The 25,488-nt window shown below is 72.6% G+C and carries 21 protein-coding genes, 1 pseudogene and 1 CRISPR repeat array; of the genes and pseudogenes, 14 read left to right on the plus strand and 8 right to left on the minus strand.

All coding sequences use genetic code 11. The annotated features are described in order from the left end of the window. The first annotated feature begins 225 nt into the window (after positions 1–225). The 3 genes from ACZ6BG_RS26990 (at position 226) to ACZ6BG_RS27000 (ending at position 5,473) form a co-directional block, all read left to right on the plus strand. Complete coding sequence (locus tag ACZ6BG_RS26990; RefSeq protein ID WP_469005981.1) at positions 226–1,653, plus strand: tetratricopeptide repeat protein; 1,428 nt, start codon at positions 226–228, stop codon at positions 1,651–1,653. A 530-nt stretch (positions 1,654–2,183) separates the two neighbouring features. Further along, positions 2,184–3,719: a nickel transporter gene (locus ACZ6BG_RS26995; protein WP_469006220.1), complete on the plus strand. Its 1,536-nt coding sequence runs from the start codon at positions 2,184–2,186 to the stop codon at positions 3,717–3,719. Between the two features lie 62 nt (positions 3,720–3,781). After that, positions 3,782–5,473 carry a serine/threonine-protein kinase gene (locus ACZ6BG_RS27000; RefSeq protein ID WP_469005983.1) on the plus strand — a complete coding sequence of 564 codons (1,692 nt, stop codon included), beginning with the start codon at positions 3,782–3,784 and terminating at the stop codon, positions 5,471–5,473. A 43-nt stretch (positions 5,474–5,516) separates the two neighbouring features. Here ACZ6BG_RS27000 and ACZ6BG_RS27005 read toward each other — a convergent pair whose 3' ends face one another. Next, positions 5,517–6,338, minus strand: a complete 822-nt coding sequence (locus ACZ6BG_RS27005; protein WP_469005985.1) for an SGNH/GDSL hydrolase family protein — start codon at positions 6,336–6,338, stop codon at positions 5,517–5,519. Between the two features lie 233 nt (positions 6,339–6,571). On the opposite strand from ACZ6BG_RS27005, the gene ACZ6BG_RS27010 reads away from it, so the two are divergent. The 6 genes from ACZ6BG_RS27010 to ACZ6BG_RS27035 all read left to right on the plus strand — a co-directional run bounded on the left by ACZ6BG_RS27010 (position 6,572) and on the right by ACZ6BG_RS27035 (position 15,523). Beyond that, positions 6,572–7,012 carry a hypothetical protein gene (locus ACZ6BG_RS27010; RefSeq protein ID WP_469005987.1) on the plus strand — a complete coding sequence of 147 codons (441 nt, stop codon included), beginning with the start codon at positions 6,572–6,574 and terminating at the stop codon, positions 7,010–7,012. 4 nt (positions 7,013–7,016) lie between these two features. Further along, positions 7,017–8,120, plus strand: coding sequence for a GNAT family N-acetyltransferase (locus ACZ6BG_RS27015; protein ID WP_469005989.1), 1,104 nt, complete (start codon positions 7,017–7,019; stop codon positions 8,118–8,120). Between the two features lie 411 nt (positions 8,121–8,531). Beyond that, positions 8,532–9,440, plus strand: coding sequence for a glycosyltransferase family 2 protein (locus ACZ6BG_RS27020; protein WP_469005991.1), 909 nt, complete (start codon positions 8,532–8,534; stop codon positions 9,438–9,440). After that, entirely contained in the window at positions 9,437–10,477 is a 1,041-nt protein-coding gene (locus ACZ6BG_RS27025) for a glycosyltransferase family 2 protein (RefSeq protein ID WP_469005993.1), read from the plus strand. The genes ACZ6BG_RS27020 and ACZ6BG_RS27025 overlap by 4 nt, the downstream gene beginning before the upstream one ends. Continuing rightward, positions 10,474–11,277 (plus strand): polysaccharide deacetylase family protein, encoded by an 804-nt coding sequence (locus ACZ6BG_RS27030; RefSeq protein WP_469005995.1) that lies wholly within the window; start codon positions 10,474–10,476, stop codon positions 11,275–11,277. The genes ACZ6BG_RS27025 and ACZ6BG_RS27030 overlap by 4 nt, the downstream gene beginning before the upstream one ends. Next, a complete protein-coding gene (locus ACZ6BG_RS27035; RefSeq protein WP_469005999.1) occupies positions 11,270–15,523 on the plus strand; it encodes a lipopolysaccharide biosynthesis protein in 4,254 nt (1,417 codons plus the stop codon). The genes ACZ6BG_RS27030 and ACZ6BG_RS27035 overlap by 8 nt, the downstream gene beginning before the upstream one ends. Before the next feature lie 87 nt (positions 15,524–15,610). Here ACZ6BG_RS27035 and ACZ6BG_RS27040 read toward each other — a convergent pair whose 3' ends face one another. Next, positions 15,611–17,035, minus strand: a complete 1,425-nt coding sequence (locus ACZ6BG_RS27040) for a GH39 family glycosyl hydrolase (protein WP_469006001.1) — start codon at positions 17,033–17,035, stop codon at positions 15,611–15,613. 130 nt (positions 17,036–17,165) lie between these two features. On the opposite strand from ACZ6BG_RS27040, the gene ACZ6BG_RS27045 reads away from it, so the two are divergent. Next, a complete protein-coding gene (locus ACZ6BG_RS27045; RefSeq protein ID WP_469006003.1) occupies positions 17,166–18,260 on the plus strand; it encodes a DUF5925 domain-containing protein in 1,095 nt (364 codons plus the stop codon). Between the two features lie 92 nt (positions 18,261–18,352). Here ACZ6BG_RS27045 and ACZ6BG_RS27050 read toward each other — a convergent pair whose 3' ends face one another. Beyond that, the gene (locus tag ACZ6BG_RS27050; RefSeq protein WP_469006005.1) at positions 18,353–18,745 is read right to left on the minus strand and encodes a GntR family transcriptional regulator; all 393 of its coding nucleotides are present in this window, start codon (positions 18,743–18,745) and stop codon (positions 18,353–18,355) included. Positions 18,746–18,818: 73 nt separating this feature from the next. Here ACZ6BG_RS27050 and ACZ6BG_RS27055 point away from each other — a divergent pair, with 73 nt between their 5' ends. Together ACZ6BG_RS27055 and ACZ6BG_RS27060 are read left to right on the plus strand one after the other, a co-directional pair. Continuing rightward, complete coding sequence (locus tag ACZ6BG_RS27055) at positions 18,819–19,751, plus strand: GNAT family N-acetyltransferase (protein ID WP_469006007.1); 933 nt, start codon at positions 18,819–18,821, stop codon at positions 19,749–19,751. Beyond that, positions 19,732–20,238, plus strand: a complete 507-nt coding sequence (locus tag ACZ6BG_RS27060; RefSeq protein WP_469006009.1) for a ribonuclease FAU-1 family protein — start codon at positions 19,732–19,734, stop codon at positions 20,236–20,238. The genes ACZ6BG_RS27055 and ACZ6BG_RS27060 overlap by 20 nt, the downstream gene beginning before the upstream one ends. A gap of 16 nt (positions 20,239–20,254) precedes the next feature. Here the strand turns inward: ACZ6BG_RS27060 and ACZ6BG_RS27065 are convergent, their stop codons facing one another. Next, positions 20,255–21,304, minus strand: a complete 1,050-nt coding sequence (locus ACZ6BG_RS27065) for a methyltransferase domain-containing protein (protein ID WP_469006012.1) — start codon at positions 21,302–21,304, stop codon at positions 20,255–20,257. Between the two features lie 125 nt (positions 21,305–21,429). Between ACZ6BG_RS27065 and ACZ6BG_RS27070 the strand changes: the two genes are divergently transcribed. Beyond that, on the plus strand, positions 21,430–21,582 hold the full coding sequence (locus ACZ6BG_RS27070) for a hypothetical protein (protein ID WP_385721620.1): 153 nt from the start codon (positions 21,430–21,432) through the stop codon (positions 21,580–21,582). Between the two features lie 114 nt (positions 21,583–21,696). Here ACZ6BG_RS27070 and ACZ6BG_RS27075 read toward each other — a convergent pair whose 3' ends face one another. The 3 genes and pseudogenes from ACZ6BG_RS27075 to ACZ6BG_RS27085 all read right to left on the minus strand — a co-directional run bounded on the left by ACZ6BG_RS27075 (position 21,697) and on the right by ACZ6BG_RS27085 (position 23,278). After that, complete coding sequence (locus ACZ6BG_RS27075; RefSeq protein WP_469006014.1) at positions 21,697–22,179, minus strand: GNAT family N-acetyltransferase; 483 nt, start codon at positions 22,177–22,179, stop codon at positions 21,697–21,699. Further along, a pseudogene (locus ACZ6BG_RS27080) lies at positions 22,176–22,547 on the minus strand (tripartite tricarboxylate transporter permease); the annotation flags it as partial. The gene ACZ6BG_RS27075 and the pseudogene ACZ6BG_RS27080, both read right to left, overlap by 4 nt. Then, positions 22,442–23,278, minus strand: a complete 837-nt coding sequence (locus tag ACZ6BG_RS27085) for a helix-turn-helix domain-containing protein (RefSeq protein ID WP_469006016.1) — start codon at positions 23,276–23,278, stop codon at positions 22,442–22,444. The gene ACZ6BG_RS27085 and the pseudogene ACZ6BG_RS27080, both read right to left, overlap by 106 nt. A 299-nt stretch (positions 23,279–23,577) precedes the next feature. Between ACZ6BG_RS27085 and ACZ6BG_RS27090 the strand changes: the two genes are divergently transcribed. Beyond that, entirely contained in the window at positions 23,578–24,027 is a 450-nt protein-coding gene (locus ACZ6BG_RS27090) for an NUDIX domain-containing protein (protein WP_469006222.1), read from the plus strand. 53 nt (positions 24,028–24,080) lie between these two features. Here ACZ6BG_RS27090 and ACZ6BG_RS27095 read toward each other — a convergent pair whose 3' ends face one another. Next, a complete protein-coding gene (locus ACZ6BG_RS27095; protein ID WP_469006018.1) occupies positions 24,081–24,296 on the minus strand; it encodes a hypothetical protein in 216 nt (71 codons plus the stop codon). Positions 24,297–24,542: 246 nt separating this feature from the next. Further along, a CRISPR array of direct repeats spans positions 24,543–25,304; the repeat unit is 29 nt; unit sequence GGGAGCACCCCCGCGCGTGCGGGGACCAC. Positions 25,305–25,488 lie beyond the last annotated feature (184 nt).

The raw sequence follows: 25,488 nt of genomic DNA on the forward strand, positions 1-25,488 counted from the left end.
TCGGCCGGGGCCGCCGGGTCAGTAGGCCCGGCCGGTACCGCCGGCCCGGTCGGGGCAGTTGGTCCTGCCAGCCCCGCCGGTCCCGCCGGTCCCGCCGGTCCCGCCGGTGCTGACACTCCCACCGGTGCTGAAGAGTCGGTCGGCCCAGCCGGTGCTGCCGGGCCGGTCAGGCCAGTTGGGCCTGCCGATGCCGCCAGTGCCGCCGGGTCCGCCGGGTCCGCCGGGGTGTCACTCAACGGCACCCCGGCCGGAGAACGGCCGGAGGTCGGCGGGGCCGGTGTGCGGCGGCTCGGTGGTACGGCGATCGGCCGGTCGGCTCGGGCGGGTGCCGCCCGGCGGGTCGGGTGGCGGCTCGGGACCGTCGTCGTGCTCGCGGTCGTGCTGACCGCGGGTGCGGTGGTCGTCGGTGGGCTGCGGGAGGAGGGGCGGCCGTCCGTGGCGGCCGCCCCGCCGCCCCCGTACGCGGCGCCGCCCGACGGGCTCCGCGCGGGCGACCTCGACCGTGGAGTGGCCTCGCTGCGGGATCGGGTGCGGGTGCGGCCCCGGGACTTCGCGTCCTGGGCCGCGCTCGGGTCCGCGTACGTCGAACAGGCACGCACGAACGCCGACCCCACCCGGTACGCCGAGGCCGAGCGCGCCCTCGACCGCGCGCTCGCGCTCCGCCCCGGCCACGACGGGGCCCTGGCCGGGCTCGGCGCGCTCGCCGCCGCGCGGCACGACTTCTCCGGCGCGCTGCGGTACGCCGAGCGGGCGCTGGCCGCGAACCCCTACAGCGAGCGCGCCCTCGCCACCCGCATCGACGCGCTCGTCGAACTCGGCTCGTACGAAAGGGCGTTGCGGGCGGCGCGGGCCGCCGACGCACGCCGGCCCGGCATTCCGGTCTTCACGCGGTTCGCGTACGTGCGGGAGCTGCGCGGGGACGTCGGCGGGGCGCGGCGCGTCCTGGAACGCGCCCTCGCCTCCGCGCGGGCACCCGGCGATGTCGCGTACGTCGCCACGGCGCTGGCCCAACTCGCCTGGCGGCAGGGGCAGTACGCGCAGGCCGCGAGGCGGTGCACGGTCGCGCTGCGGGCCGACCCGTCGTACGTCCCCGCGCTGGAGACACGGGGGAAGGTGCGGGCCGCCCAGGGCGAGACGAGGGCGGCTGTCGCCGATCTGCGCGAGGCCGTGGCCCGGCAGCCGCTTCCCGGCACGCTGGTGGCGCTCGGCGAACTGTACGAGTCCCGAGGGGAGTCGGCGCGGGCCCGGGAGCAGTACCGGCTGATCCGCGCCTGGACGCGGCTGGCCCGCGCGAACGGGGTCAACCCTGATCTGGACACCGCGCTCGCCGCGGCGGACCACGGGGACGCGAAGGCCGCGTTGGCGGCGGCGCGGGCCGAGTGGGGGCGGCGGCGCACCGTGCACACCGCTGATGCGCTGGGGTGGGCCTTGCACGCCGTCGGGCGCGACGACGAGGCGCTGCGGTACGCCCGGCGGGCCACGGCCACGGGGTTCCGTGAGGCGGCCTTCTTCTACCACCGCGGGGTGATCGAGCTGCGCGCCGGATCGCCCTCGGCGGGGCGGCGGTGGCTCGAGCGGGCGATCGGGCTCAACTCGGGTTTCTCGCCTGTGGGTTCTCGGGACGCTGGGCGACTGTTGGAGGGGTTGCGATGAGGGCTTTTTCGTGTGCGGGTGCCTTTTGGCGGGCGGTGCCCCTGTCCCGCCGCTCCGCGGCGGATCTCCCCCACCCACCCACTCGTTACTCCGCGCCGGGCCCTGGACCGGGGGCCCGTCCAGGGCCCGGCACCCCGGGCGATGAGCCCGACGCGCGCTCGGGCGGGCTCGACTCTCGGGCGGGTGCCGCCCGGTGGGCGGTGCCCCTGTCCCGCCGCTCCGCGGCGGATGTCCCCCACCCGCCCACTCGTTACTCCGCGCCGGATGGTGGACCGGGGGCCCGTCCAGGGCCCGGCACCCCGGGCGGACAGCCCGACGCGCGCTCGGGCGGCCCCGACCGTTGGGCGGGTGCCGGTCCGGGCGCTCTGGGCAGTGCGCTTGAGACCGACGGGACGGGCCGGCCGGAGGGACCCGTTCGGCGGCTCTCGCCCTTCGGGGGCGTGCGTGTCCGACGGCGCCGACGCCCCGGATGGGCCGAAGGGCGTCGGACACGTGGGTCGCTCACGCCACCTCGGCCGCGCCGGGCACACCTGGCACGCCAGCCCCGGCCCGGGAACCGCGCCTCCACCTGGGCACACCGCACCCTCGTCGCCGTCCTCCTCGCCCTCTGCGGCGCCCTCCTCCTCCCCGCCGCCCCCGCCTCCGCCCACCCCCTCGGCAACTTCACCGTCAACCAGCACGACGCCCTCACCCTGGCCCCCGGCCTGCTCCGCGTCGACCACGTCGAGGACCTCGCCGAGATACCTGCCTCCCAGGCCGAACCGGGCATCAAGCGGGCGGGCAAGGCGCGTTGGGCCGCCGACCGGTGCCGCGAGGCCGCCGTCGGCACCCGCCTCGCCCTCGGTGGGCGCCCCGTCCCCCTCCGGTCCCGCGCCGCCCGCGCCCTCGTGCGCACCGGCCAGGCCGGGCTCCCCACCGTCCGCGTCGAGTGCCGCTTCGCCGCCCCGCTCCCCGAGGGCAAGAACCTCGCCCTCACCTATCGCGCGCCCCGCCGACCCACCCCCGGCTGGCGCGAGATCACCGCCCGCGGCGACCGCATGACCCTCACCGACACCGACGTACCCACGACCTCTCCCTCCCGCTCCCTCACCCGCTACCCGAGGCACCTCGCCTCCTCCCCGCCCGACACCACCTCCGCCACCCTCCGCGTCCGCCCCGGCGGCCCCGCCCTCGCCGCCGACCCCGCGCCGCCCGCCTCCGCCCTCCCCCGCGCCGCCACCGACGCCCTCACCCGTCTCGTCGCCCGCCACGACCTCACCTGGACCTTCGCCGCCGCGGCCCTCGGCACCGCCCTGCTCCTCGGCGCCCTGCACGCCCTCGCCCCCGGGCACGGCAAGACCCTCATGGCCGCCACCGCCGCCGCCCGCGGCACCGCCACCCTCCGGGACGTCCTGCCCCTCGCCGCCTCCGTCACCGTCACCCACACCTTGGGCGTCGTGGCGCTCGGGCTCCTCGTCGCGGGCGGTTCCGCCGCCGCCCCCTCCGTCGTCGCCTGGCTCGGCGTCGCCAGCGGCCTCCTCGTCGCCGGCGCGGGCGCCGCCCTGCTCCGCCGGGCCTGGCGTCATCGCCACCACGCCCACGGGCACAGTCACACGCACGGGCACGGGCACCCCCACAGTCACAGCCACGAGCAGCAGTTCGGCCACGGGCACCCCCATGCCCACCCGCACCCGCACCCGCACCCGCACGAACATCCGTCCCCGCCCTCACCCCCCACCCTCCGCGGCACCCTCCTCCTCGGCTTCGCCGGTGGGCTCGTCCCCAGTCCCTCCGCCGTCGTCGTGCTCGTCGGCGCCGCCGCTCTCGGCGAGGCCTGGTTCGGGCTGTTGCTCGTGCTCGCGTACGGCGCGGGGCTCGCGGTCACGCTGACGGTGGCCGGGTTCCTCGTGGTGCGGCTGGGGACGCGGGTCGCCGCGGTGGCGGGGCGGCGGCTGTCGCGGAGGCGGACGGGGCGGGTGCGGCTGGCCGGGCTCACCCGGCGCCTCGCGCCGCTGGGCTCCGCGTGCGTGGTCCTCGCGCTCGGGTGCGGATTGGTGTTCAAGGGGGCCGCAACAGCGCTCGGTTGAGCTACTTTTGTGGAGAATCGCACGGCTGCGAAAGTGGGGGGCTCGTGTCCGACGAAGCGCGAGTGATCGCTGGGCGTTACCGCCTCCTGGCGCCGCTGGGCGAGGGGGGCATGGGCACGGTGTGGCGGGCCCGGGACGACGTGCTCGGCCGCGAGGTCGCCGTCAAGGAGGTCCGCGCGCCCGCGGGACTCCCGGCGAGCGAGGTCGAGCGGCTCTACACCCGCCTGGAACGGGAGGCCTGGGCCGCGGCCCGGATCCCGTACCGCAATGTCGTGACGGTGTACGACGTCGCCACCGACGAGGGGCGGCCGTGGATCGTGATGGAGCTGGTGCCCGGTCTGTCCCTGTCGGACGTCCTGGAGGCCGAGGGCCCGATGACCCCGCAGCGCGCCGCGCACATCGGCGCGGAGGTCCTGGGCGCGCTGCGCGCCGCGCACGACGCGGGGGTGCTGCACCGCGACGTCAAGCCCGGCAACGTACTGCTGTCCAATGACGGCCGGGTGGTGCTGACCGACTTCGGGATCGCGGTGGTGGAGGGCAGTTCGGCCCTCACAATGACGGGCGAGGTCGTCGGGTCGCCCGAATTCCTCGCTCCGGAACGGGCGTTGGGGCAGCGCCCCGGTCCGGAGTCCGACCTGTGGTCGCTCGGTGTGCTCCTGTACGCGGCCGTGGAGGGCGTCTCGCCGTTCCGGCAGGACACGCCGCTGAGCACGCTGCGCGCCGTCGTCGACGAGCAGTTGCCGCCGCCGCGCCACGCGGGCCCGCTGGCCCCGGTCATCGAGGGCCTGCTGCGCAAGGACCCGGCGGAGCGCTCGCTCGCGGCGGACACGGAACGGGATCTGCGCCTGGTGGCGGAGGGCCACACGCCGCGCACGGAGGTGTCGTCCTCGTACCAGCCGACGGTCGTCGCCCCCCAGGGGCCTGGCCCCACTCCGCCCCCGCCGCCCGCCGGTTTCGCCTCGTCCGCGCCGACCGGCACCACCTCCACTCCCCTTCCCGCGCCCGGCACGACGACGACCACGACATCCCAGCGCCGTTCGCGCCGCACGACCGCCGTCCTCGTCGCGGGCCTCATCGCCGTGGCCCTGGCCATCGGCGGTGTCACGTACGCCCTGATGAAGGACGACTCGGACGGCGGGAACGGCGGCGCCGACAGCGGCAGCGGCACCAGCGGCGGATCGAACGGCGGCGCCACGAGCAACGGCGGATCCGACGGCGGCGGCAGCGACGGGGGCGGGTCCGGCGACGGGGACAGTGGCGGCGGTGGATCCGGCAACGGAGGCGGCGGCACCGACGGTGGCACCACCGGGGGCAGTGGCGGCGGTTCCACCGACGGCGGCGGGAACGGCGGCACGACCACCCCGGCCCAGTCCGTGCGCGTCAGCGTCACCGCGCACCGCACCTCGTACACGGGCGCGTGCCCGGTGCCGTCCGGCGAGGCACCGTCGTTCGCGGCGACCTTCACCGTGGGGCGGGTGCCGGTGGGCGTGCAGTACCGGTGGGTGACCGCCGAGGGCGAGTCGAGCGACCCGGGCTGGAAGACGCTCTCCTTCGCGTCGGGCGACGGGAAGAGCAAGCAGGTCAACCATGTGGAGGTGCCGGCCTGGACGGATCCCGGCACGCACCGGGGCAGCGTGCGGGTCGAGGTCCGCAGTCCGGTGGCCGCGACGTCGAACTCCGTCGCGTACTCCGTGACGTGCGAGGAGGAGCCCCCGACCACCGGAGGGGGCTCCTCCTCTCCCTACGATCAGTGAAGCCGGCGCGGCGCGCGGTGCGGCTGCGTGGGGTGAGGGGCCGTCAGGAGGCCGCGCCCCGGAACACCGGGAGGTAACCACCGGACTGGCCGGCGGCGGTCGGGTGGTAGGACTCGCCGATGTTGCCCCAGTTCACGCTGTGCAGCCACGAGTCGCTGGAGCAGATCTCGTGGTTGGTGAACGTGGTGGTGACGTCGCCGAAGGTGAAGCCGTGGTCGGCCGCACGCTTGGCGGTGGCGGTGTTGAGGTGGTCGGCGGCACCGTTGATGGCGCGGCGCTCGCCCTCGGTGAGACCGGCGAGACAGCTGCCGCCGAGTTTGTAGAAGCGTGGATAGCCGAGCACCACGACGCGGGCGGACGGCGCCTTGCTCTTGATCGCCGAGTAGACCTGGTCGAGCTGGCCGGGCAGCGTCGAATCGACGTACGCCTTGGCCTGGTTGACGCGCGTCACACAGCTCGATTCGGACTGCAGTACGCAGGTCATCATCACGTCGGCGAAGCCCGCGTCGTTGCCGCCGACGGAGAGGGACACCAGTCCGGTGCCGGAGTTCAGCGGCCCCAGTTGGTTGTTCAGGACGTCACTCGTTCGAGCGCCGGAACAGGCCGTGAAGTTGAAGCTGGAGGGTGAGTTGGCGGCGGCCCACAGCGCCGGGTAGGAGCGGGTGCTGCGCTTGCAGTTTCCGCTGCCGCTGTCGTAGCTGCCGGCGCCGACGCCGGAGGAGTAGGAGTCGCCGAGCGCCACATAGGCGGGGGCGGCGGCCCGGTCGTCGCCGGAGTCCGCGTGCGCCGTGGCCACCCCGGTGAGGGTGCAGGCGGCGGCGAGGAGGAGCGAGGAAGCGTATGCCGTGAAACGGGACAATCTCATGGAACCTCCCTTAGCAGGATTTCTGCATCGACAGTGGTAGCACGCACCACCCGTTGCCGATAGTGTCCATGTCAATCAATTCTTCAGTAATTCCCTTGCCCGCCAGGACAGTTCACCGATCGGACTACAGTCCGACAACGAACATCTGCACACCCTCTCCGCATCTTGACGGGCCGCCGGAAACTGAGCGACATTGAAGCCCGGCATCCGGCGCTTCGGGGGGCAAGTCGCCCATGCAGACCATCAGGATCAAGTCAGCGTCTTCCGGCACAGGACGGCCGGACCAGGACCCTGACGGAGCGCCGCGCCCCGCGGCGTCCGCGGACCTCACACCACTGTTCGCGGGCGTGGCCGTGGCCGCCGGATGCGTCGGGGCGGCGTTCGGGCTGCTCGACCTCTCCTCGCCGCTGCGCGCCCCGTTCGTCCTCTTCTTCCTGCTCACGGCCCCCGGATTCGCCCTGTCCCCGTGGCTGCGGGGGCTCGACACCTGGGCCCGCGTCGTGGCCTGCGGCAGCGGGGCGCTCGTGGTCGACCTGGTGGTCGCCCAGGCGATGCTGGCGCTGCACGTGTGGTCGATCCGCGGCGGCGTCGCGGCGGTCGGCGCGCTCAGCGTGCTCGTCTTCCTGTCGGCCCTGGCGCGGCGGCGTCACCGCGCCCCGAGTAGACGGACGTGATGACGTGGAGGTCACCGTGCACCGCCCCGGCGAGCTCACCGCAGCCGACCGGGCGGCGTGGACGGCCATGCAGTCCAAGGCTCACCTGAACGGGTTACCCGACCTCTCGAACCCGTTCCTGGCACCGGAGTTCACCCTCGCCATGGCGCGGGTGCGGCGGAACGTGCGGGTCGCCGTCGCCCGGGAGGACGGCGAGCCCGCCGCGTACTTCCCTTTCCAGAGATCCAGAACCGGCGTGGGCCGGGCCGTCGGCCTCGGCGTCTCCGACTGCCAGGGCCTGGTGCACCGGCCCGGCTTCGCGTGGGACGCCCGGGGACTGCTCCGCGACTGCGGGCTCGCGATGTGGGAGTTCGACCATCTCGCGGCCGGCCAGGACGCGTTCGAGACCGGCGCCTCCGGTCGCTTCGCGTCCCCCGTGATGGACCTCGACGAGGGCTACGAGGGTTATCTCGCCCGTGTGCGGGCCCGATCCCCCAAGTTCCTCCGCTCCACCCTCGCCAAGGGCCGCAGGCTCCACCGCGACCACGGCGAGGTGCGCTATGTGCACGACGAGCGCGACCCCGCCGCGCTGCGCAGGCTGATCGCCTGGAAGTCCGCGCAGTACCGCAGGACGGGCCGCAGCGACCGCTTCGCGCACGACTGGATCACCCGCCTGGTGCACCAGCTCTTCCACAGCCGCGGCGACTCCTTCGCGGGCGTCCTCTCCGTGCTCTACGCCGGGGGCGCGCCGATCGCCGCGCACTTCGGCCCGCGCAGCGAGCGCGTGCACGTGTGCTGGTTCCCGGCGTACGACCCGGATTTCGCCCGGTACTCACCGGGCCTGCTGCTGCATCTGCACATGGCCGAGGCGGCCGCCGCCGACGGTATCGCGCACATCGACCTCGGGCGCGGCCAGAAGCAGTGGAAGGACTCCTTGAAGACACGTGAACTCACAGTGTCGGAAGGATGGGTGGCGCTGCGCCACCCCATGGCAATCGGACATCGTGTCCACCGGGCACCCGTACGGGCGCTTCGCAATACCGTCGTAGGACGACCGGAATTGTTCGGCCCCGCAGATCGCCTGCTCAAACGCCTGGGAAAGATCAGAGCCACGCGCCGGAACGATTAAGAAGCGCGCAGGAAGCGCCAAGGAACGCCAGTGGTGATGGGAGATCCGGACACTCTCGTGGTGTCCGAAGAGAATGGTCAAATATCCGAAACCGTGAGACCCCGTTCCAGGTCTTGCCATACGGTCGCAAGCATCAATACCGTCGTACATCTACCCGCATCGGTCCATCGACAGTCGGTCTAGGGGAGGGCTCAAGACCGCGATGGTTCCGGCGCGGGGCGCGGTAGGGGGGTGCCCGTGTCCGGTGATCGATTCTCTGCCGGAGCACGTGCCGCGCAGTCATGCCAGCTCACTCGGCGTGCCCGGAAATCCATTCCGCCATGATCGCAGTGAGAATCCCCCCTTTCGAACCGGATCGACAACCGGACCGCCCGGGGGCGGGTGGTCCACCGGACGAGAGGGATCAGACTCATGAGTTCTGCTGTGCGCCCGGCCGGCCGGGGGCAAGATCCTTTAATCGAACCGTCGTCGAACGCCACCGACGGGCCGAAGGAAAAGACCGGACCAACGGAAGGAACCGCCATAGCGGGATTGCCCGCCATTCCGAGCCAGCACGAATACCGCGCGGTTTCCTCACATCTGGCGATTGCGCCACCGGTGAGTGTCGTGATTCCCGCCATGAACGAGGCGGAGAATCTTCCCTACGTGTTCAAGACGCTGCCCGAGTGGATCCACGAAGTCGTACTGGTGGACGGTAATTCCACCGACGACACGGTCGCCGTGGCCCGGGAGCTGTGGCCGGACGTGAAGGTCGTGCGCCAGCTCGGCAAGGGCAAGGGCGACGCGCTCATCACCGGCTTCGAGGCCTGCACCGGCGACATCATCGTGATGGTCGACGCGGACGGCTCCGCGGACGGCCACGAGATCGTCAGCTATGTCTCCGCCCTCGTCTCGGGCGCCGACTTCGCCAAGGGCTCCCGCTTCGCCAACGGCGGCGGCACCGACGACATGACCTTCATCCGCAAGCTCGGCAACCACGTCCTGTGCTCCGTGGTCAACGCCAAGTTCGGCGCCCGCTACACGGACCTGTGCTACGGCTACAACGCGTTCTGGCGGCACTGCCTCGACAAGATCGAACTCGACTGCACCGGCTTCGAGGTCGAGACGCTGATGAACATCCGCGTCGTCAAGGCCGGGCTCAAGGTGCAGGAGATCCCGAGCCACGAGTATCTGCGCATCCACGGCGTGAGCAACCTCAGCGCCGTGCGCGACGGACTGCGGGTGCTCAAGGTGATCCTGACCGAACGCTCCAACAAGCGTACGCAGCGCCAGGGTTCGCGGACCACGCCCCTGCCACGGCACCAGGGAGAGGCTTCTTGATCTCCATCTCGGTGGTCGTGTGCGCGTACACCGAGGACCGCTGGGAGGACATCCTCGCAGCGGTCGCCTCGGTGCGCGCGCAGTCCCACACCGCCCACGAGACCCTGCTCGTGGTCGACCACAATCCGCCTCTCCTCGACCGCCTGACCAAGGAGTACAAGGAGACACAGGGAGTGCGGGTGCTCGCCAACGCGGGCCCCCGCGGCCTGTCCGCGGGCCGCAACACCGGCATCGCCGAGTCGAGCGGCGAGATCATCGCCTTCCTCGACGACGACGCCGTCGCCGAGCGGGACTGGCTGCGCCACTTCGCCGCCGGGTACGAGGACCCGCGGGTCCTCGCCGTCGGCGGGCGCACGCTGCCCGCCTGGGAGTCGGGCCGTCGGCCCCGCTGGTTCCCCGAGGAGTTCGACTGGGTCGTCGGGTGCATGTACCGGGGCCATCCGACGGGCCGCGTCGCGGTGCGCAACGTGCTCGGCGGCAACGCCTCCTTCCGGCGCACCGCCTTCGAGATCGCGGGCGGCTTCGCGACCGGCATCGGGCGTGACGGCGACAAGCGTCCGCTGGGCGGCGAGGAGACGGAGCTGTGCATCCGGCTCACCCGCGCCCGCCCCGACGCCGTGCTCCTCATCGACGACCGCGCGGTGATCCACCACCGGGTGCCCGCGGCCCGGGAGCGGTTCGGCTACTTCCGCACCCGTGCCTACGCCGAAGGCCTGTCCAAGGCACTGGTGTCCCGGAGTGTCGGCGCCGGCAAGGGCCTTGAGTCCGAGCGTCGGTACACCACCCGGGTGCTCCCGGCCGGCGTCGGCCGCGGGCTGCGGGACGCGGTGCTCGCGCGCCCCGGTGGTGCCGGGCGCGCGGGGGCGATCGTCGCGGGCGTGGTGGCGGCGGCCGGTGGGTACGTCGTCGGGAGCGTCCGGGCGCGCCGGGCGGGGGCGACCTTCGCCGTCGTGGACGTGTCCGGCCCGGCCACCGCGACCCGGGGCAGCGAGAGCACCCGGGGCACGGGGACGAGAGGCGGTGAGGGGGGAAGATGAGCACCGGCGGGATACCGATCCTGATGTACCACGCGGTCGCCCCGCACCCGAACGAGGCGACCCACGACCTGTCCGTCTCGCCCGAGGCGTTCTCGGAGCAGATGGAGGTGGTGCGGGCCCTCGGCTGCACTCCGCTCACCACCTCCCAACTGGCCTGGCACTGGCGTCACCCCGGGCGCCCACTGCCGACCCGGCCGGTCCTGATCACCTTCGACGACGGCTACGAGGGCGTGCACCAGCACGCCCTCCCGGCGCTCGCCCGGCACGGCTTCAGCTCGACGCTCTTCGTGGCGACGGGCTGGCTGCCGGGGAAGTACGACACGGGCGGCGGCCTCGACACCATGCTCGGCTGGGACCAGGTGCGCGAACTGGCCGCGGCGGGCACGGAGATCGGGGGACACAGCCATACGCATCCGCAACTGGACCAGCTCTCCGACGACGCGCTCTGGTTCGAGCTGGTGCGCTGTCGTGAGATCCTCGCCGATGAACTCGGCAGTCCGCCGGTGTCGTTCGCCTACCCCTACGGCTACTCCAGCCGCCGGGTGCGGTGCGCGGTCCGCGGCGCCGGGTTCGGCCAGTCCCTCGCCGTGGGCAACGGCCTGGCGCGGCGCTGCCAGGGTCCGTACGCGCTGCGGCGGGTGACGGTGCGGCGCGGCACCCGGGTCGGGGAGTTCGAGCGGCTGCTGCTCGGCCGCTCGATCGTCCGGTCCTTCGCCAGGGACCGGGTACTCAGCAAGGGATACGCCATCGTCCGCAGAGCCCGACAAGCCCGCCGGAAGGCAGCCCGCCCCCGTGTCTGACACGACCACCGCACAGGCAGCGGTCACCGGGACCGACGCGCAGACCGACGGCGCACCGCCGTCCGGCAAGTGCCGCAGGGCCCGGAGAATGCGGCTGCCCGGAGCGGGCCGGAGCGGCGGCGGGAGCCCGCTGTTCCGCAACGCCTACGCGCTCATGCTCAACACCGGAATCTCCGGTCTGCTCGGCCTCGGTTTCTGGCTGGCCGCCGCCCGGTACTACTCGGAATCGGCGGTCGGCCAGGGCTCGGCGGCCATCGCGGCGATGAAGCTCCTCGCGGGCATCACCGCCGTGACGCTCATGGGCGCGCTCGCCCGCTTCATCCCCGTGGCGGGCCGCGCCACGGGCAAGCTCATCTTCCGTACGTACGCGACGAGTTCCGTCGTCGTCGCGTGCGCGGCCCTCGCCTTCCTGGCCACGCTCGGGCTGTGGGGTCCTTCGTACCGCTTCCTGCACGGGCCGGTGGCCGGGATCTGCTTCGTCGGCGCGGTGGTGGCGTGGTCGCTCCTGACGCTCCAGGACGGGGTCCTCACCGGGCTGCGCAACGCGCTGTGGGTGCCCGTCGGCAACACGGTGTTCTCGGTCGTCAAGCTGGGGCTCCTGATCGTCTTCGCTGCGGCCATACCGACGGCCGGGGTGTTCGTGTCGTGGGTGGCCGCCATCGCCTTCTCGGTGGTGCCGCTCGGCTGGCTGGTCTTCCGGCGGCTCGTGCCGCGCCATGTGCGGGCCACCGAGGGCAGGACCACGCCCCCGACGCTGCGCGAGATGGGGCGCTTCCTCGCCGGTGACTACACCGGTTCGCTGTGCTCGCTCGCCGTGGTCTATCTGGTGCCGGTGATCGTGGCCGCGCAGGTCAGCTCCTCCGACAACGCGTACTTCTACATCGCGACGACCATCGGCGGCACCACGAACCTGCTCGCCATCAACATGGGCGCGTCGCTGACCGTCGAGGGCGCACACGACCCGGCCCGGCTCGCCGCCAACACCCGCGCGGCGCTGCGCCGGATGGCTCGGATCATGGTCCCGGTGTGCGGGATCCTCTTCGTGGGAGCGCCGTACATCCTGAACGTGTTCGGCGCGGGCTATTCGGAGGCGGCCACCCCGCTGCTGCGCTGGTTCGCGGTGGGTGCACTCCTTCGGGTGGTCATGGAGACGTACTTCGCCGTCCTGCGCGCGCAGAGCCGCACCTCCGGACTCGCCTGGCTGCAGGGCCTGCTGTGCGCGCTCGTGCTCGGCCTGACGCTGCTGCTGCTCCCCCGGATGGGGCTGACCGGCGCGGGGGTCGCGGAGATCTCCAGCCTCGCGGTGATCGTGGCGATCGCTGCGCCCAAGCTGTACGCGATCACGCGCGCGGCCCCGGCGGCCGAACGCGCGGCCCCGGACGGGGACCTGGCGGACCTCGGCACCCGGGACGTGCCCGCGGGCACCACCATGGAGCTCACCCCGCAGCGGCCCGCGGGCCCCGGGAACAAGCAGCGGCGACACGGCCCCGCGTGGGCGCTGCGCGAGTCCCTGGACTCCGACACACTTCAACTGGCGGTCCAGATCGACGTGGAGCACCAGGAGCGCCGCCCGGACGTGCGTCCGCTCCCGACGGCACGAGGGCCCGTGGGAGCGGGCAAGGGGGACGACATGGAGGGGCACCGGCCCACCTGGGCGACCCGGTCGGCGCGCACGACGCCCGCCGCCGGGGCGCGCGTGGTGCTGCCGCCGGAGGCGGACGGGGCGGAGCGGATGGCGAGTTCGCAGGGGTCCGCTTCGGAATGGCCCGCCTCGGACAGGTCGGAGATGCCGGAGAGGCCCGGCGGGTCGGAGGGGTTCGGCGGGGCGGAGAGGTCCGGCGGGGCGGAGGCCTGCGGCTCGCCCGGGTCGGCGTCGGTCCCGGAGCCCGTCAGCGGGGCGGGCCCAGTGGACGCGGAGAGCCACCGGGACGCGGACAGCCGCGCCGACACGGAGCACCACGGCGACGCAGCGGGCCGACCCGCCGCCGAGAGCGGTCTCGACCCCATGGGCCTGCCCGTGAAGGAGCCCTGGCCGACCGTGTCCGACCCGAAGGCGCCCCCCGTCGCCGTGCCCCCGCCCTCGGCCGGTGCACCCGGCACGCCACCCGCCGCGCCGCCCACCACGGCACCGGCCACCACCCCGGCCCCCGCGGCTCCGTCCGCCCCGCCGCCCCCGGCCTCCGCTCCCCCGGCCCGACCGGCCGCAGCGCCCACCCGGCCCGCACGCCCGTACCGAACCCCCCGCAGGCCCCTGGTCCTCGGCCTGCTGCTGCTCGTCGCCCTCGGCCTGTACTGGATCCCGGCGTTCGGGCTCGGTGACGGCGACCTCGACCGGATGGGCGGGCTCGGGCTCATCTCCGTGCTGCCGCTGCCGACGCTGGTCGGCGCCGCGCTGCTCGTGGGTGTGTTCGCCTCGCTGCTGTGGCTGGAGCGGCAGCACCGCTGGCTGCTCCTGCTGACCCTGCTCGCCACCGTCGTGTCCCTGCACGCGCTGCCCGCCGTCATCGAGACCGAACCTCGGTTCGCGACGGCCTGGCAGCACCTGGGCTTCATCGAGTACATCGACCGGACCGGCACGGCGGTGCCGGACCTGGACGCGCGCTGGAGCTGGCCCGGATTCTTCGCCGCCGCCACGTTCCTCGCGCAGGCGTGCGGCGTCTCGGACCTGACCGAGGTCATCCGCTGGTGGCCGACGGCCGTCCAACTCCTCTACCTGGCCCCGATGCTGCTGCTCACGCGCTCCCTGCGGGCGAGCTGGCGCGCCAAGTGGGCCGGGCTGTGGATCTTCGTCCTGAGCGGCTGGGTCGGCCAGGACTACTTCTCGCCGCAGGGCTTCACGTATCTGCTGTACATCGCGTTCGTGGCGATCCTGCTCGTGTGGTTCCGCGCGCCGCGCGTGATCTGGACGAAGCGGCGGCCCGGCGAGGCCGAGGTCGAGCCCGCCGACCGCCGTCAGCAGGCGGTGCTGCTCCTCGTCCTCCTCGGGCTGTTCGCGGGCACGGTGCCCGCGCACCAGTTGACGCCGTTCGTCATGCTCGGCGTCCTCACCGTCCTGGTCCTGCTGCGCCGCTGCGAGCTGCGCGGGCTGCCGCTGCTGTGCGGCGTCATGGTCGCCGTCTGGCTGGGCTTCTTCGCCGAGCCGTACTGGTCGGGGCACTTCGACGAGCTGTTCGGCGGCGTCGGCGGCGTCGGCGGCAATGTGTCGTCGTCGGTGTCCGGCCGGATCGAGGGCGGCAGTTCGACGCACAAGCTGGTGCTGTACGTCCGGGTGGCGCTCGCCGGCGGCGTGATGGCCATGGCCTGCTGGGGCTGGCTGCGCAGGCGCCGGCACAAGTACCGCGAGGTGTCGCTGCTCGTCCTCACCTTCGTGCCGTTCCTCGGCTTCGGCATGCAGTCGTACGGCGGCGAGATGGCGCTGCGCGTCTTCATGTTCGCGCTGCCGGGCGCCGCGCTGCTCGCCGCGCTCGCGCTGTTCCCGCGCACCGGCGCCACGCCGCAGGAGCGCGACCGGGACAAGGTGAGCCTCGCGCCGCTCGCCGCGCTGCTCGCGGGCCTCGTCCTGGTGGGCGGCTTCCTGGTGGCGCGCTGGGGCAACGAGTCCTTCGAGCGGATCAGGACCGGCGAGGTCGCCGCGATGGAGTACGTGTACGCGCACGACGACCCGACGGTGCGGCTGCTGTGGATGAGCAACGACACCGTCAACAACGTGACGCCCGCGATCCCCTGGGGCGCGCGGGACGCGGAGAAGGTCGAGTACGTGCCGACGCTCGCGCCGCCGGACCCGGTCCTGGTGTCCGGCCTGGTGAAGGCGCTCAAGGACGCGGGCCCCAACTCGTACCTCATGATCAACCGCAGCCAGACCGTGTATCTCCAGATGGACACCGGCTATCCGGCGAACTGGGACACCCGCCTCGCCCGCAACCTCGACGAGCGCCCGGAGCTGAAGAAGGTCTACGGCAACGCCGACGCGACCCTGTACGCGCTGCGCGAGCAGCCGGAGGGACCGGTCGCCGCGGCCGAACCGGGCGCCGTCGGCCCGAAGGTGACGTGGACGCCGTGGTCGGTGGTGGGGGCCCTCGCGGTGCTCGCGCTGATCGTGCTGCTCGCGGTGCGCGAGGTGGTGCGGGTCGCGGCGGCGCCCGGCGTGGGTCAGCAGCGCTGGCTGCAGAGCAGCTTCTGGTTCTCGCTGCCGCTGCTCGCGGTGTTCGTGGCGTCGCTGATCCAGCGGTTCCTGACGATGGCGTAGGACGTGGCGGCGGTGTGGGGCATGGCGGCGGCGCGGGCCCTGGCGGGGCCGGGGGCGCGGCCGGAGGGGCTCACGCGGTGACGTCGCTCACCGCGTCAGCCACTTCACCTCGTACCCGGCCATGTCGAACCGCTTGCCGTCGACCTTCGCGCTGATCTTCCGGTCCAGGGTGTTGACCACGAGCACGGCCTTGTCGTCGGCGAGCACGCGGACGTTCGGCGTGTCGTCCTTGGCGATGTCCACCTTCTCGTAGCGGGTACCGGGCGGGAAGGCCTCCGAGAAGCGGGCGAGGAGGCGCAGGACGGGCCGTTCGCGGCCGCCGTCGGCGCTCTGGGTGGGGCTCCAGAGGCAGCCCGCGCAACTCCCCTCCCGCTTCTGCGGGTTCCAGTAGAAGCCGCTGGTCGCGCCGCCGCGCGCCATCGCCATGAGTCCGGAGGCGTGCACGGCGACGCGGCGCGCCTCGGACCAGTCGTCGCGGTTGTCCTGGCGGTCGCCCGGCTCCACGTAGTACTCGGCCCACCACAGCGGCAGGTCGCCGGTCTGCCCGCGCACCCAGCGGCCGACGGCCGTGAGCTTGTCGGTGGCCCCGAACTCGTCGGGGAGCAGCTCGTCGTCCTCGGTGTAGCTGGCGCCGTCGACGACCACGAAGTCGGCGCCGTCCTTGTGCTTGTTCCAGTACCTGAAGGCGTCGAGGGACCGCTGGTCGAGGCGGCCCCACGGGCCCTCGACGGACCCCGAGTCGTCGTCGGACCCGCGCGGGTCGACGCTGTCCATGGCCAGGTAGGGGCCGCCCACCTGGATGTCCTTGTTGACCTGCTTCAGGGCCTTGTAGACGAGGTTGTAGAGCTTGGTGTAGCCCTCGTAGTCCCAGCGGGCCTCGGCGGAGTTCCAGAAGCCCTTGAACTCGTTCCAGACGAGGAAGTGCCGCACGTCGGGGTAGCGCTTGGCGACGGTCGCCGCCAGTGCGGCGTAGTCGTCGAAGTGCTCGGGCCGGGGCGCGGTCTCCAGGGAGTCCTGGCTCCAGTTCGTGTTGTCGGAGCCCGGCTTGCCGCCCTTCATCCAGTCCGGGGCGCAGCACAGCGTGACCACCGGCGTGCCCTTGGTGGCGCGGATCAAGTCCATCCGGTGGTCCATCGCCTCGAAGTCGTAGCGCCCCTTGACCGGCTCGGGGTTGCCCGCGCCCCAGCCCATGAGGTGCTGGATCTGCGGCAGCGGGCGCGGCTGGTCGGCGAGCAGCCGCTGGATCCGGCCGACGGCCGCGTCGTCTCCTTCGCCGGCGCTGTACTGCGTGTGGGTGAAGCCCCAGCCGACCTCGGGCCGGGCCTCTCCGCTTGTCGGGGCGGGCGTGCCGTACACCTTGTCGCCGTCCGGCGTCGTGCCCGCCGTGCTGCCGCGCTCCCCCTCGGGCAGGGTGAGCATGGTCAGGACCAGGGCCAGCGCGGCCATCGCCACGCCGACGAGGGCGGTGAGACGCCACCGCCGTGCATCCACTTGCCACCCATGACGTCCCATCACGGGCAAGCGTATCGGCGCGCCCTGGCGGTGGGGGCGGTTCCGCGCGACAGCCGGCTCCACGGCGCGCGGGGTGACGCGGTGGGGAAACCGCGTGCACGAGAGCGCACCCGTGACGGATCATGGCGGCATGTCTGCGAACCCTAAGGACGCCCTGCCGATCCGGCTCAACGTCGACGACAGCGACTCCCCGTCCGACGTCGTGGACGCGCTGTTCCTCGGCCGCTTCGCGACGGGCGAGCAGCCGTTCTCGCACAGCGCCAACATCGACCGCGTGAAGCCCGGCTCCGAGCTGCTGCCGCCCGGCGCGACGGTGCTGCGGGCCGCCCGCGACGACGACCGCAGCGCCACGCTCGCCGAGGGCGAGGGCTGGACACTGCTCGTGTCCCGGTGGAACCGCGGCGCGGACGTCACGGTCACGGCCACCACCGCCGAACTCGCCGAACGGGTGCTCAAGGAGGCCACGGACGGGGCGCAGGACGACCCCGAGCCGCAGCCGGAGAACGTCACCATGGGGTTCTGGTACGTCTCGCCCCGGCGCGGGCCGCACCGCACGACCCGGCAGATCTCCGCGGGTACGTGGGACGAGGTGCGGGAGAACTACACCGCGCCGGTCGCCGACGCCATGGACAAGCTGATGAAGACCACGCCGGAGGACATCTCCGGCCGCCTCCTGCTCCTTCACGGGCCGCCCGGCACCGGCAAGACGTCCGCGCTGCGCACCCTCGCGCGGTCCTGGCGCGACTGGTGCCAGGTGGACTGTGTCCTCGACCCGGAGCGGCTGTTCACCGACGTCGGCTATCTGATGGACATCGCCATCGGCGAGGACGACGGCACGGCGAAGGGGCGTTGGCGACTGCTGCTCCTCGAGGACTGCGACGAGCTGATCCGCGGCGAGGCCAAGCACACGGCGGGCCAGGCCCTGTCCCGGCTCCTCAACCTCACGGACGGACTGCTCGGCCAGGGCCGCAACGTCCTCGTCGGCGTCACCACCAACGAGGACCTGGAGCGCCTCCACCCGGCCGTGGTCCGCCCCGGCCGCTGCCTGGCCCGCATCGAGGTCGGCCCCCTCACCCTCACCGAGTCCGTCGACTGGCTCGGCACCTCCGAGGGCGTCTCCCGCGAGGGCGCGACCTTGGCGGAGCTGTACGCCTTGCGCCGGGGGCAGTCGCCGACCGCGCTTCCGTCCGCCCGGGACGGGGCCGACGCGGGTCTGTACCTGTAGGCGTCCGCCCTGTCCCGCCGCTGCGCCGCGGGCGCCCCGGCCTGCTCCCCGCTGGGGGCGTCCGGTTCGCCCGGAGGGCCATGGACCTGGGTTCAGCCCGCCGCACCGTAAGCCGCGCGCAGCGCGTCCCGGACGGCGGCCACCGCGTCCTCCTCGGAGAGGCCGAGCCGCCGTACGCGCTCCGCGTAGGCCTGCGCGGCGCCCGCGGCCCCCTTGGCCGCCGCGTCCCCGGCGGCGGCCACGAACGTCCCGTTGCGCCCCCGGGTCTCGATCACCCCGTCCTCCTCCAGCGCCCGATAGGCCTTGGCGACGGTGTTCGCGGCAAGCCCGAGGCCCTCGGCGAGCCCCCGCACGGTGGGCAGCTTGTAGCCCACCGGAAGGCTCCCGCTCCGGGCCTGGGCGGCGATCTGCGCCCGCACCTGCTCGTACGGCGCGGCCGTGGCCCGCCCCTCCGCACCCTCATCGATCACGATCTTCAGCGTCACGCGGCGATTGTCCCGCACCCCGCCGGGGAAAAAGGAGAGGCGGCTCCCGCGCACCCCGACTACCGTCCGCCCCATGACAGAAGTCCTGGTCCGCGCCCTGCGCCCCACCGATCCCGCGGACGCCTCCGCGTTCGCGGCGGTCCGCCGCGTCTGTGTGCCCGCCATGCTGGCCACGTCCGCGTCCGTGGCGTTCGACGCGGCGCACGCGCATCCCGACGCGCACTACCTCCAGTTGGTCGCGGAGGTCGACGGCGAGGTGGTCGGCACGGCGCAGACCGGCATGGCGTACGACAGCCCGGAGCCGGGCCAGAGCTTCGCCAACGTCTATGTCCACCCGGGGCGCCGGGGCGTCGGCGCGGGTTCGCTCCTGGTCCGCACGGCGGAGGAGTACCTGGTGGGCAAGGGTGCGACAGCCCTGTACTCCTGGGTCCTGGACAGCGAGGAGAACCGCGCGTTCGCCGCGCGCCGCGGCTACCGCGCGAGCCGGTCCGCGCACTTCCTCCGCCTCGACCTGGCGAACGGCGAGCTGCCGCCCCTCGCGACGCCGCCGCCCGGCGTGGAGCTGCGCAGCGGCGCCGAGTTCGCCGCCGACCCGCGCCCGCTGTTCGACCTGGACGCGGAGACCGTCGCGGACGAACCGGGCGACGTGGCGGCGGAGTTCACCGACTACGAGCACTGGCTGGCGGAGACCTGGCGCCATCCCCTGGTCAGCCAGGAGCTGACGACGGTGGCCGTGGTGGACGGGCGGCCCGCGGCGTTCAGCCTGGCCCGCACGGACGACTCTTCGCGGTACGCGAGCGGGATGACGGGCACGGCGCGGGCGCACCGCGGGCGGGGGCTCGCCAAGCTGGCGAAGAACGACTCGCTGCACCGGGCGCGGGCCGCCGGGTTCACGGAGGCGTTCACCGGCAACGACGCGGGCAACGGGCCGATGCTCGCGATCAACAAGTGGTTCGGCTACGAGATCTGTGACACGGAGGTACGTCATGTCCGCACCCTCGGCTGAGCCGAGCACCGCCACCGACGTGGAGGTCGTCCTGCGCAAGGCGGGCCGCACGAAGATCCGCTACCCGGCGCGGCTCCTGTCCGACGACGGCACCCGCGTCTCGGTGCGGGCGCCCTGGGCGGGCGCGGGCGTACGGGACTTCGGCTTCGTGCGCTTCGAGCCCGGCGACGTGTTCGTCGAGCACTTCTGGCGTGACCGCTGGTACGCCGTGAAGGAGGTGTACGCGCCGGACGGCACGCTCAAGGGCTGGTACTGCGACGTGACCCGTCCTGCCGTGCGCGAGGACGACGTACTGACCGTGGAGGACCTCGACCTGGACCTCTGGTGCTCGGCGGACGGCACCACGATCCTCCGCCTGGACGAGGACGAGTTCGCCGCGAGCCCCCTCCCCGAAACGGACCCGCCCGCGGCCGCGGCAGCCCTCGCGGCCCTGGACGACCTGGAACAACTGGCCAAGCAAGGCGGCAACTTCCCCCGGACGAACTGAACGCGGCGCGGATCGCTCACGCATCCGCCTGGGGCAGCGCCACCAGCTCCACCTCGTACCCCTGCGTGTCCTCCAGATACGCCGCGTGCTGCCCCTCTCCCCCGGCGTGCGGATACCGCTCCGCGTACAGCTGGGACCAGCCGTGGCCCGGGGCGAGCGCGACCAGCCGGTCGAGCTCGGCCCGGTCGGCCACGTGGAAGGCCAGGTGGTTCATCCCCGGGGCCCGGCGTTCGTGCGGGCCTGGGCGGAGGTCGGGCGACTCTTCCAGGACGACGTACGCGTCGCCGTGCCGCCGGCTCCGGCCCCGCTCCCAGACCTGTTCGCGGACGTGCCCCAACTCCCCGAGCAGCCAGCCCCAGGAGGCCTCCGCGGTCTTGAGGTCGGGCACCCACAGCTCCACGTGGTGCAGGGCGCCCGGGAGCGGCACGCGCCGGCCGGCGCGTGCCGCCGTCCCCACCACCACGTACCTCTCGTCCTCCACCGTCCTCCCCCACAGCCGCGCGTCCCCCGAGAGGCGCTCCGTGTGCGTGTGGGGGACCAAGGGGGCCAGGGACCGTATGAGGTGGGGGGCGGGGATGCCGACGGGGCTTACGGTGCCCCAGACGCCCTCGATGAGGACGAGGCGGCCGCCGGGGCGGAGCAGGGTGTGCCAGTGGCGCAGGACCGCGTCCGGGTCCGGGAGCGTCCACAGGACGTGGCGGGCCAGGATCGCGTCGAAGCGGTGGTCTCCGACGGGGGGTCGGGCCGCGTCGCCCACGAGGACGCGGGCGTCGTGGGCGGTGAGCTTCGCGCGGGCCCGGGTCGCCATCTCCGGGGAGAGGTCGACCGCGGTGACGCGGTGTCCTCGTTCGGCGGCGAGGAGTGACAGGCTGCCCGTGCCGCAGCCCACGTCCAGGACGTCGCCCGGTGTGTCCGGCAGCCAGTCGGCGAGGCGGTCGGCCCAGGCCGCGCGCACCAGCGGGTCGCGCAGGCCGTGGTCCGGCTCCTCGTCGAACGCGGCGGCCTGCGCGTCCCAGTCGATGCCCGAACCGTCGTCTCCCGCGCGATTGCCCACGTCAAAGCTCATGCGCCGATCGTGACACCCGCCACTGACAATCGGCCCGCGATGAGAAACGCTCCCCGGACTGGTCTACCGCTGTGTCACCGAGCTCTTTGGTGGGTACGGCAGGACGGGTAGGCAGGGAGGCCGTCATGCGCCGAGTGACCGTGCACAAGACCGTCGAGAAGTCCGCCGCGCGCCGCGCGAGGGAGAGCCGGGAGGCCCGCGAGGGCGCCCAGCGGCTGCCCCGCGAGCGCCCTGAGGTCCGCAGAGACGTCCTGCGTGTCTGGTGGCCCACCGAGTAGCCCCCCGAGGGGCCCCCGCCCGCGGCTCCCGGGGCGAGCCCACCTGAGTCCGCTCCCGGTCGGTTCTCGCGTCGCTTCTCTCGTCGCTTCTCGTGACCGTTCTCGCGTCCGCTCTCAGTCCGTGAGCCGCTTGCGGTAGTGGAAGCGGTCGTAGATGCCCTCTACGCGCCGCTCCACGAAGTCGTATCCGAACCGGGGATAGATCTTCTGGTTCTCCCACATCATGGCGTTGGTGTAGAGCCGGATCTCGGGCAGACCGAGGGCCCGGGCGTGCGCCTCGACGAATTCGAGGAGGACGCGCCCGAGGCCCTGCCCGGCCGCGTCGGGGTGGACGGCGATGTTGTCCAGATAGAGGTGGTCCTCGTGGGCGTAGAGGACCACCAGGCCGACGACCGGGTCCCCTGTGACGTGCACCCGCCCCGCCGCCACGTTCGCCGCGTGGTCCGACTCCATGGGGGCGGGCACCCGGCCGATGCGTTCGATGTAGTGGCGGTACGCCGCGTCGGTGACCGCCTTCACGGCGGGCACGTCGGCGGCTTCGGCGAGGCGGAGGGTGTGCGCGCCGGGGCCCTCGGCCGTGTTGGTCCTGTCTGTCATTCCGTCACGTTACGACGGGAGTTCAGCAGGCCGCGCGCCAGTTTCCGCAGCAGCGGCCACAGCACGACGAGCACGACGACGGCGTACACGCACACCGAGAACGGCGTGTCCACCAGCCCGCTGACGCTGCCGTCGCTGATCTGCAGGGCGCGGCGCAGTTGTTGCTCGGCGCTGGGACCGAGGATGACCCCGATGACGGCGGGAAGCACGGGCAGTCCGTAGCGCCGCATGCCGAACCCGATCAGCCCGATGATGAGGAGGATCACCAGGTCGAGGGCCTCCCCGCCGACCGCGTACGCGCCGACCGCCGCGAAGAACAGGATGCCCGCGTAGAGGTGGGGCCGTGGGATGCGCAGGAGCTTCGCCCACCCACGCGCGGAGCGAGCCAGGACGCGGTCGTCTGCCCCAAGTCCATCGCGGCCTCATAGCGGCCGTTGGCCAGCAAGGCGTGAGTACCGGAGCGTGCTGCCGAAGCGAGCACGAGCGGGTCGTCTGAGGAGTCAGCCGCTTGCATCGCGCGTTCCGCGGCGAGCCACGAGAGGTCTGATTCGCCGATCTTCGCGAGTGTCGTGGCCGCGAGGTGGTGTGTGCGGGCCGACACTGCCCAGCAATCCCGCCGGTCGTCGCCGCGCCGTGCCGCGCGGTCCTCCAGCTCCTGCGCGGTCTGCAGGAGCGCGGGCAGTGCAGCGACGACGCTGCCGAGCCTGCCGCCCTGGCAGTCGTTCCATGCCCGCTCCACCCGCACGGCCACGGGAGCCGGAGTGGGGAGTTGTACGTCTGCCTCCGGGCCGAACAGCAGACGAGAGAGTCGACGCGGGCTCATCAGCGCGTCACGCACCGCGGGCACGTCGTCGTGCTGCCGCTCGTCTTCCATGAGCACAGGCTGACCGAGCAGGTCCCCCATGGGGACCCGCAGAATCCGCGCCAACTCAGCGAGCATGTCGATACGAGGGGGCTTCCTGCGACCCGTCTCGATCTTCGCAAGCCGGTCAGTGCTGTGACCGACCAGGCCAGCGAGCACCGCCTGTGTGTAGCCGCGACGCTTCCGATAAAACGCGATCCGTTGCCCGATGCTGAGGTGATCTCCCAGACCACGCATTGCGTGCGTGCCTCCTGCTAGCAGGGGCCAACTTCACGGTACAGAGCTGGTCAACAAGGCCGGAAGCCAGCTATGGGCTGCCCGTGGCCGACTCCATCGTCAAGGGCTTCAGAAAAGAAGGCCGGGACAGACTGTCCGGCCTGGGTACGTGGCACCGGTGCATCGCGTCGGGTCGCCGACTCAACCCGCGAGCATGCACGCGAGCCGTTCCATAGGCGACCTAGCTGACAGGCTCCGAGTCGTGTGGGGTGGTTAGGCTCGGTCACGTGAGCGCGACCGAGAACGAACACGAGGCGAAGATGGCGCGCCCGCGTATGGCCGCGGGCGCGCTGTTCTTTGACGAGCATGGCCGCGTCATGCTCCTTGAGCCAACGTACAAGGACTACCGGGATATCCCAGGTGGGTACGTCGACGCCGGTGAGTCCCCGCTACAGGCATGCGTGCGGGAGGTCCGCGAAGAGCTGGGCATCACGCCCGGGATCGGTCGTCTGCTCGCCGTCGACTGGGCCCCCAGCCCTGCTGAAGGCGACAAGGTGCTGTATCTCTTCGATGGCGGTGATCTACCCGCGCAGCTTCAGGAACAGATCCGTTTGCAGCGTTCCGAGATCAAGGCGTACGCCTTCCACAGCATCGACGCCGTCGACTCCCTGACCATTCCGCGCCTCGCGCGACGGGTCCGGGCTGCCGTGATCGCTCGCAGCGAGGGTCAGGTGGCCTACCTGGAGCACGGCCGAAATCCAGGGCAGTAGCGAAGGTCGAAAGATGCCCCCGGGTGCCGCCGGGCTACTTCACTACCCCGAGATCATGGAGTGCCCGCATCCGAAACGCTCTGCGCGAGATCGGTAACGGTACGCAGAATTCCCTGACCGAAATCAGTTGGGGCGACCAGCACACCGAACGTCACCGCTACGGTCAGCACCATCGTCTGGTCGACCCGACTTCTGGCCTGTACGCGTCGGCGTACGAATATGACAAGGACGACAGCCAACAGAACTGCCAGATTGATCGTCAGCTTCACCGGTCGGTCCTTCCCCCAGGCAGGAACGTCCCAACTTCCTTGTGTAGCTGAGGGGAGAGTAATGCGGCGACTCGGTTACGGACGGTTGGCTGGTAAGGCGCTCATCTGAGGCCGATTCCTTGAGCCTGGCTTGGCGCCATATCACTCTGGGTGAGATGGCCCCTCTCTCCATGAGCGAAGCCTACGGGGCGATTACGACAGCAGGTGGGACCACAGCGCTGGTTGGCGGGAACGGTACCGGGGTGCGGGATCACCCCCGCACGTGCGGGGACCACTTCGACGTGTTCTGAGCCCACTGCAACGCGATGGGACCACCCCCGCGCGTGCGGGGACCACCATCCTGAGCTGAGTGGACTCGTACAGGCCCTCGGGACCACCCCCGCGCGTGCGGGGACCACGCGGCGCGGATGTGCGCGTTGGCCTCACGTGTGGGACCACCCCCGCGCGTGCGGGGACCACCCCGGGGCTTGGTCGCTGTCCGGGTAGAGGGCGGGACCACCCCCGCGCGTGCGGGGACCACGGTGACATCGACCGTTTGGTGTATCGCGAAATGGGACCACCCCCGCGCGTGCGGGGACCACAGCCCGTCCGGCACGCTGATCCGGATCGGGGTGGGAGCACCCCCGCGCGTGCGGGGACCACTCCTGCGTCTCCTCGTCGCGCACGGCCAGGTAGGGAGCACCCCCGCGCGTGCGGGGACCACGGCCGCGTTCGAATCGATCAAGACCGAGCTGCGGGAGCACCCCCGCGCGTGCGGGGACCACCATGTGCTCGATCGTCGCGCGGGCCCCGGCCAGGGAGCACCCCCGCGCGTGCGGGGACCACCTCCGGGTCTCGGTGCGGATGCGGTAGCCGACGGGAGCACCCCCGCGCGTGCGGGGACCACGTGGCGGCCGATCCGGACCGCATCGGGGACGCGGGAGCACCCCCGCGCGTGCGGGGACCACACACAGGCACTAACCAGGCGGAGCACTCCGGAGGGAGCACCCCCGCGCGTGCGGGGACCACCAGGAGCTGACCAGGCACGTTATCCCGGGCGGACCCAGATTTTACTCACTTCCATGGAATCGGACATTTCCCCTCCACAAGGTCACTGGCTCGCTACACGGGATCCTATGGGGCCCTTCACCGCATGGCCCCAGCTCCGGTCGCAGGCTTCAAAGTGCGTGAGGGGTGCGTGAATCCCCCGGGC

The sequence above is a fragment of the Streptomyces sp. NPDC041205 genome (assembly GCF_055591765.1).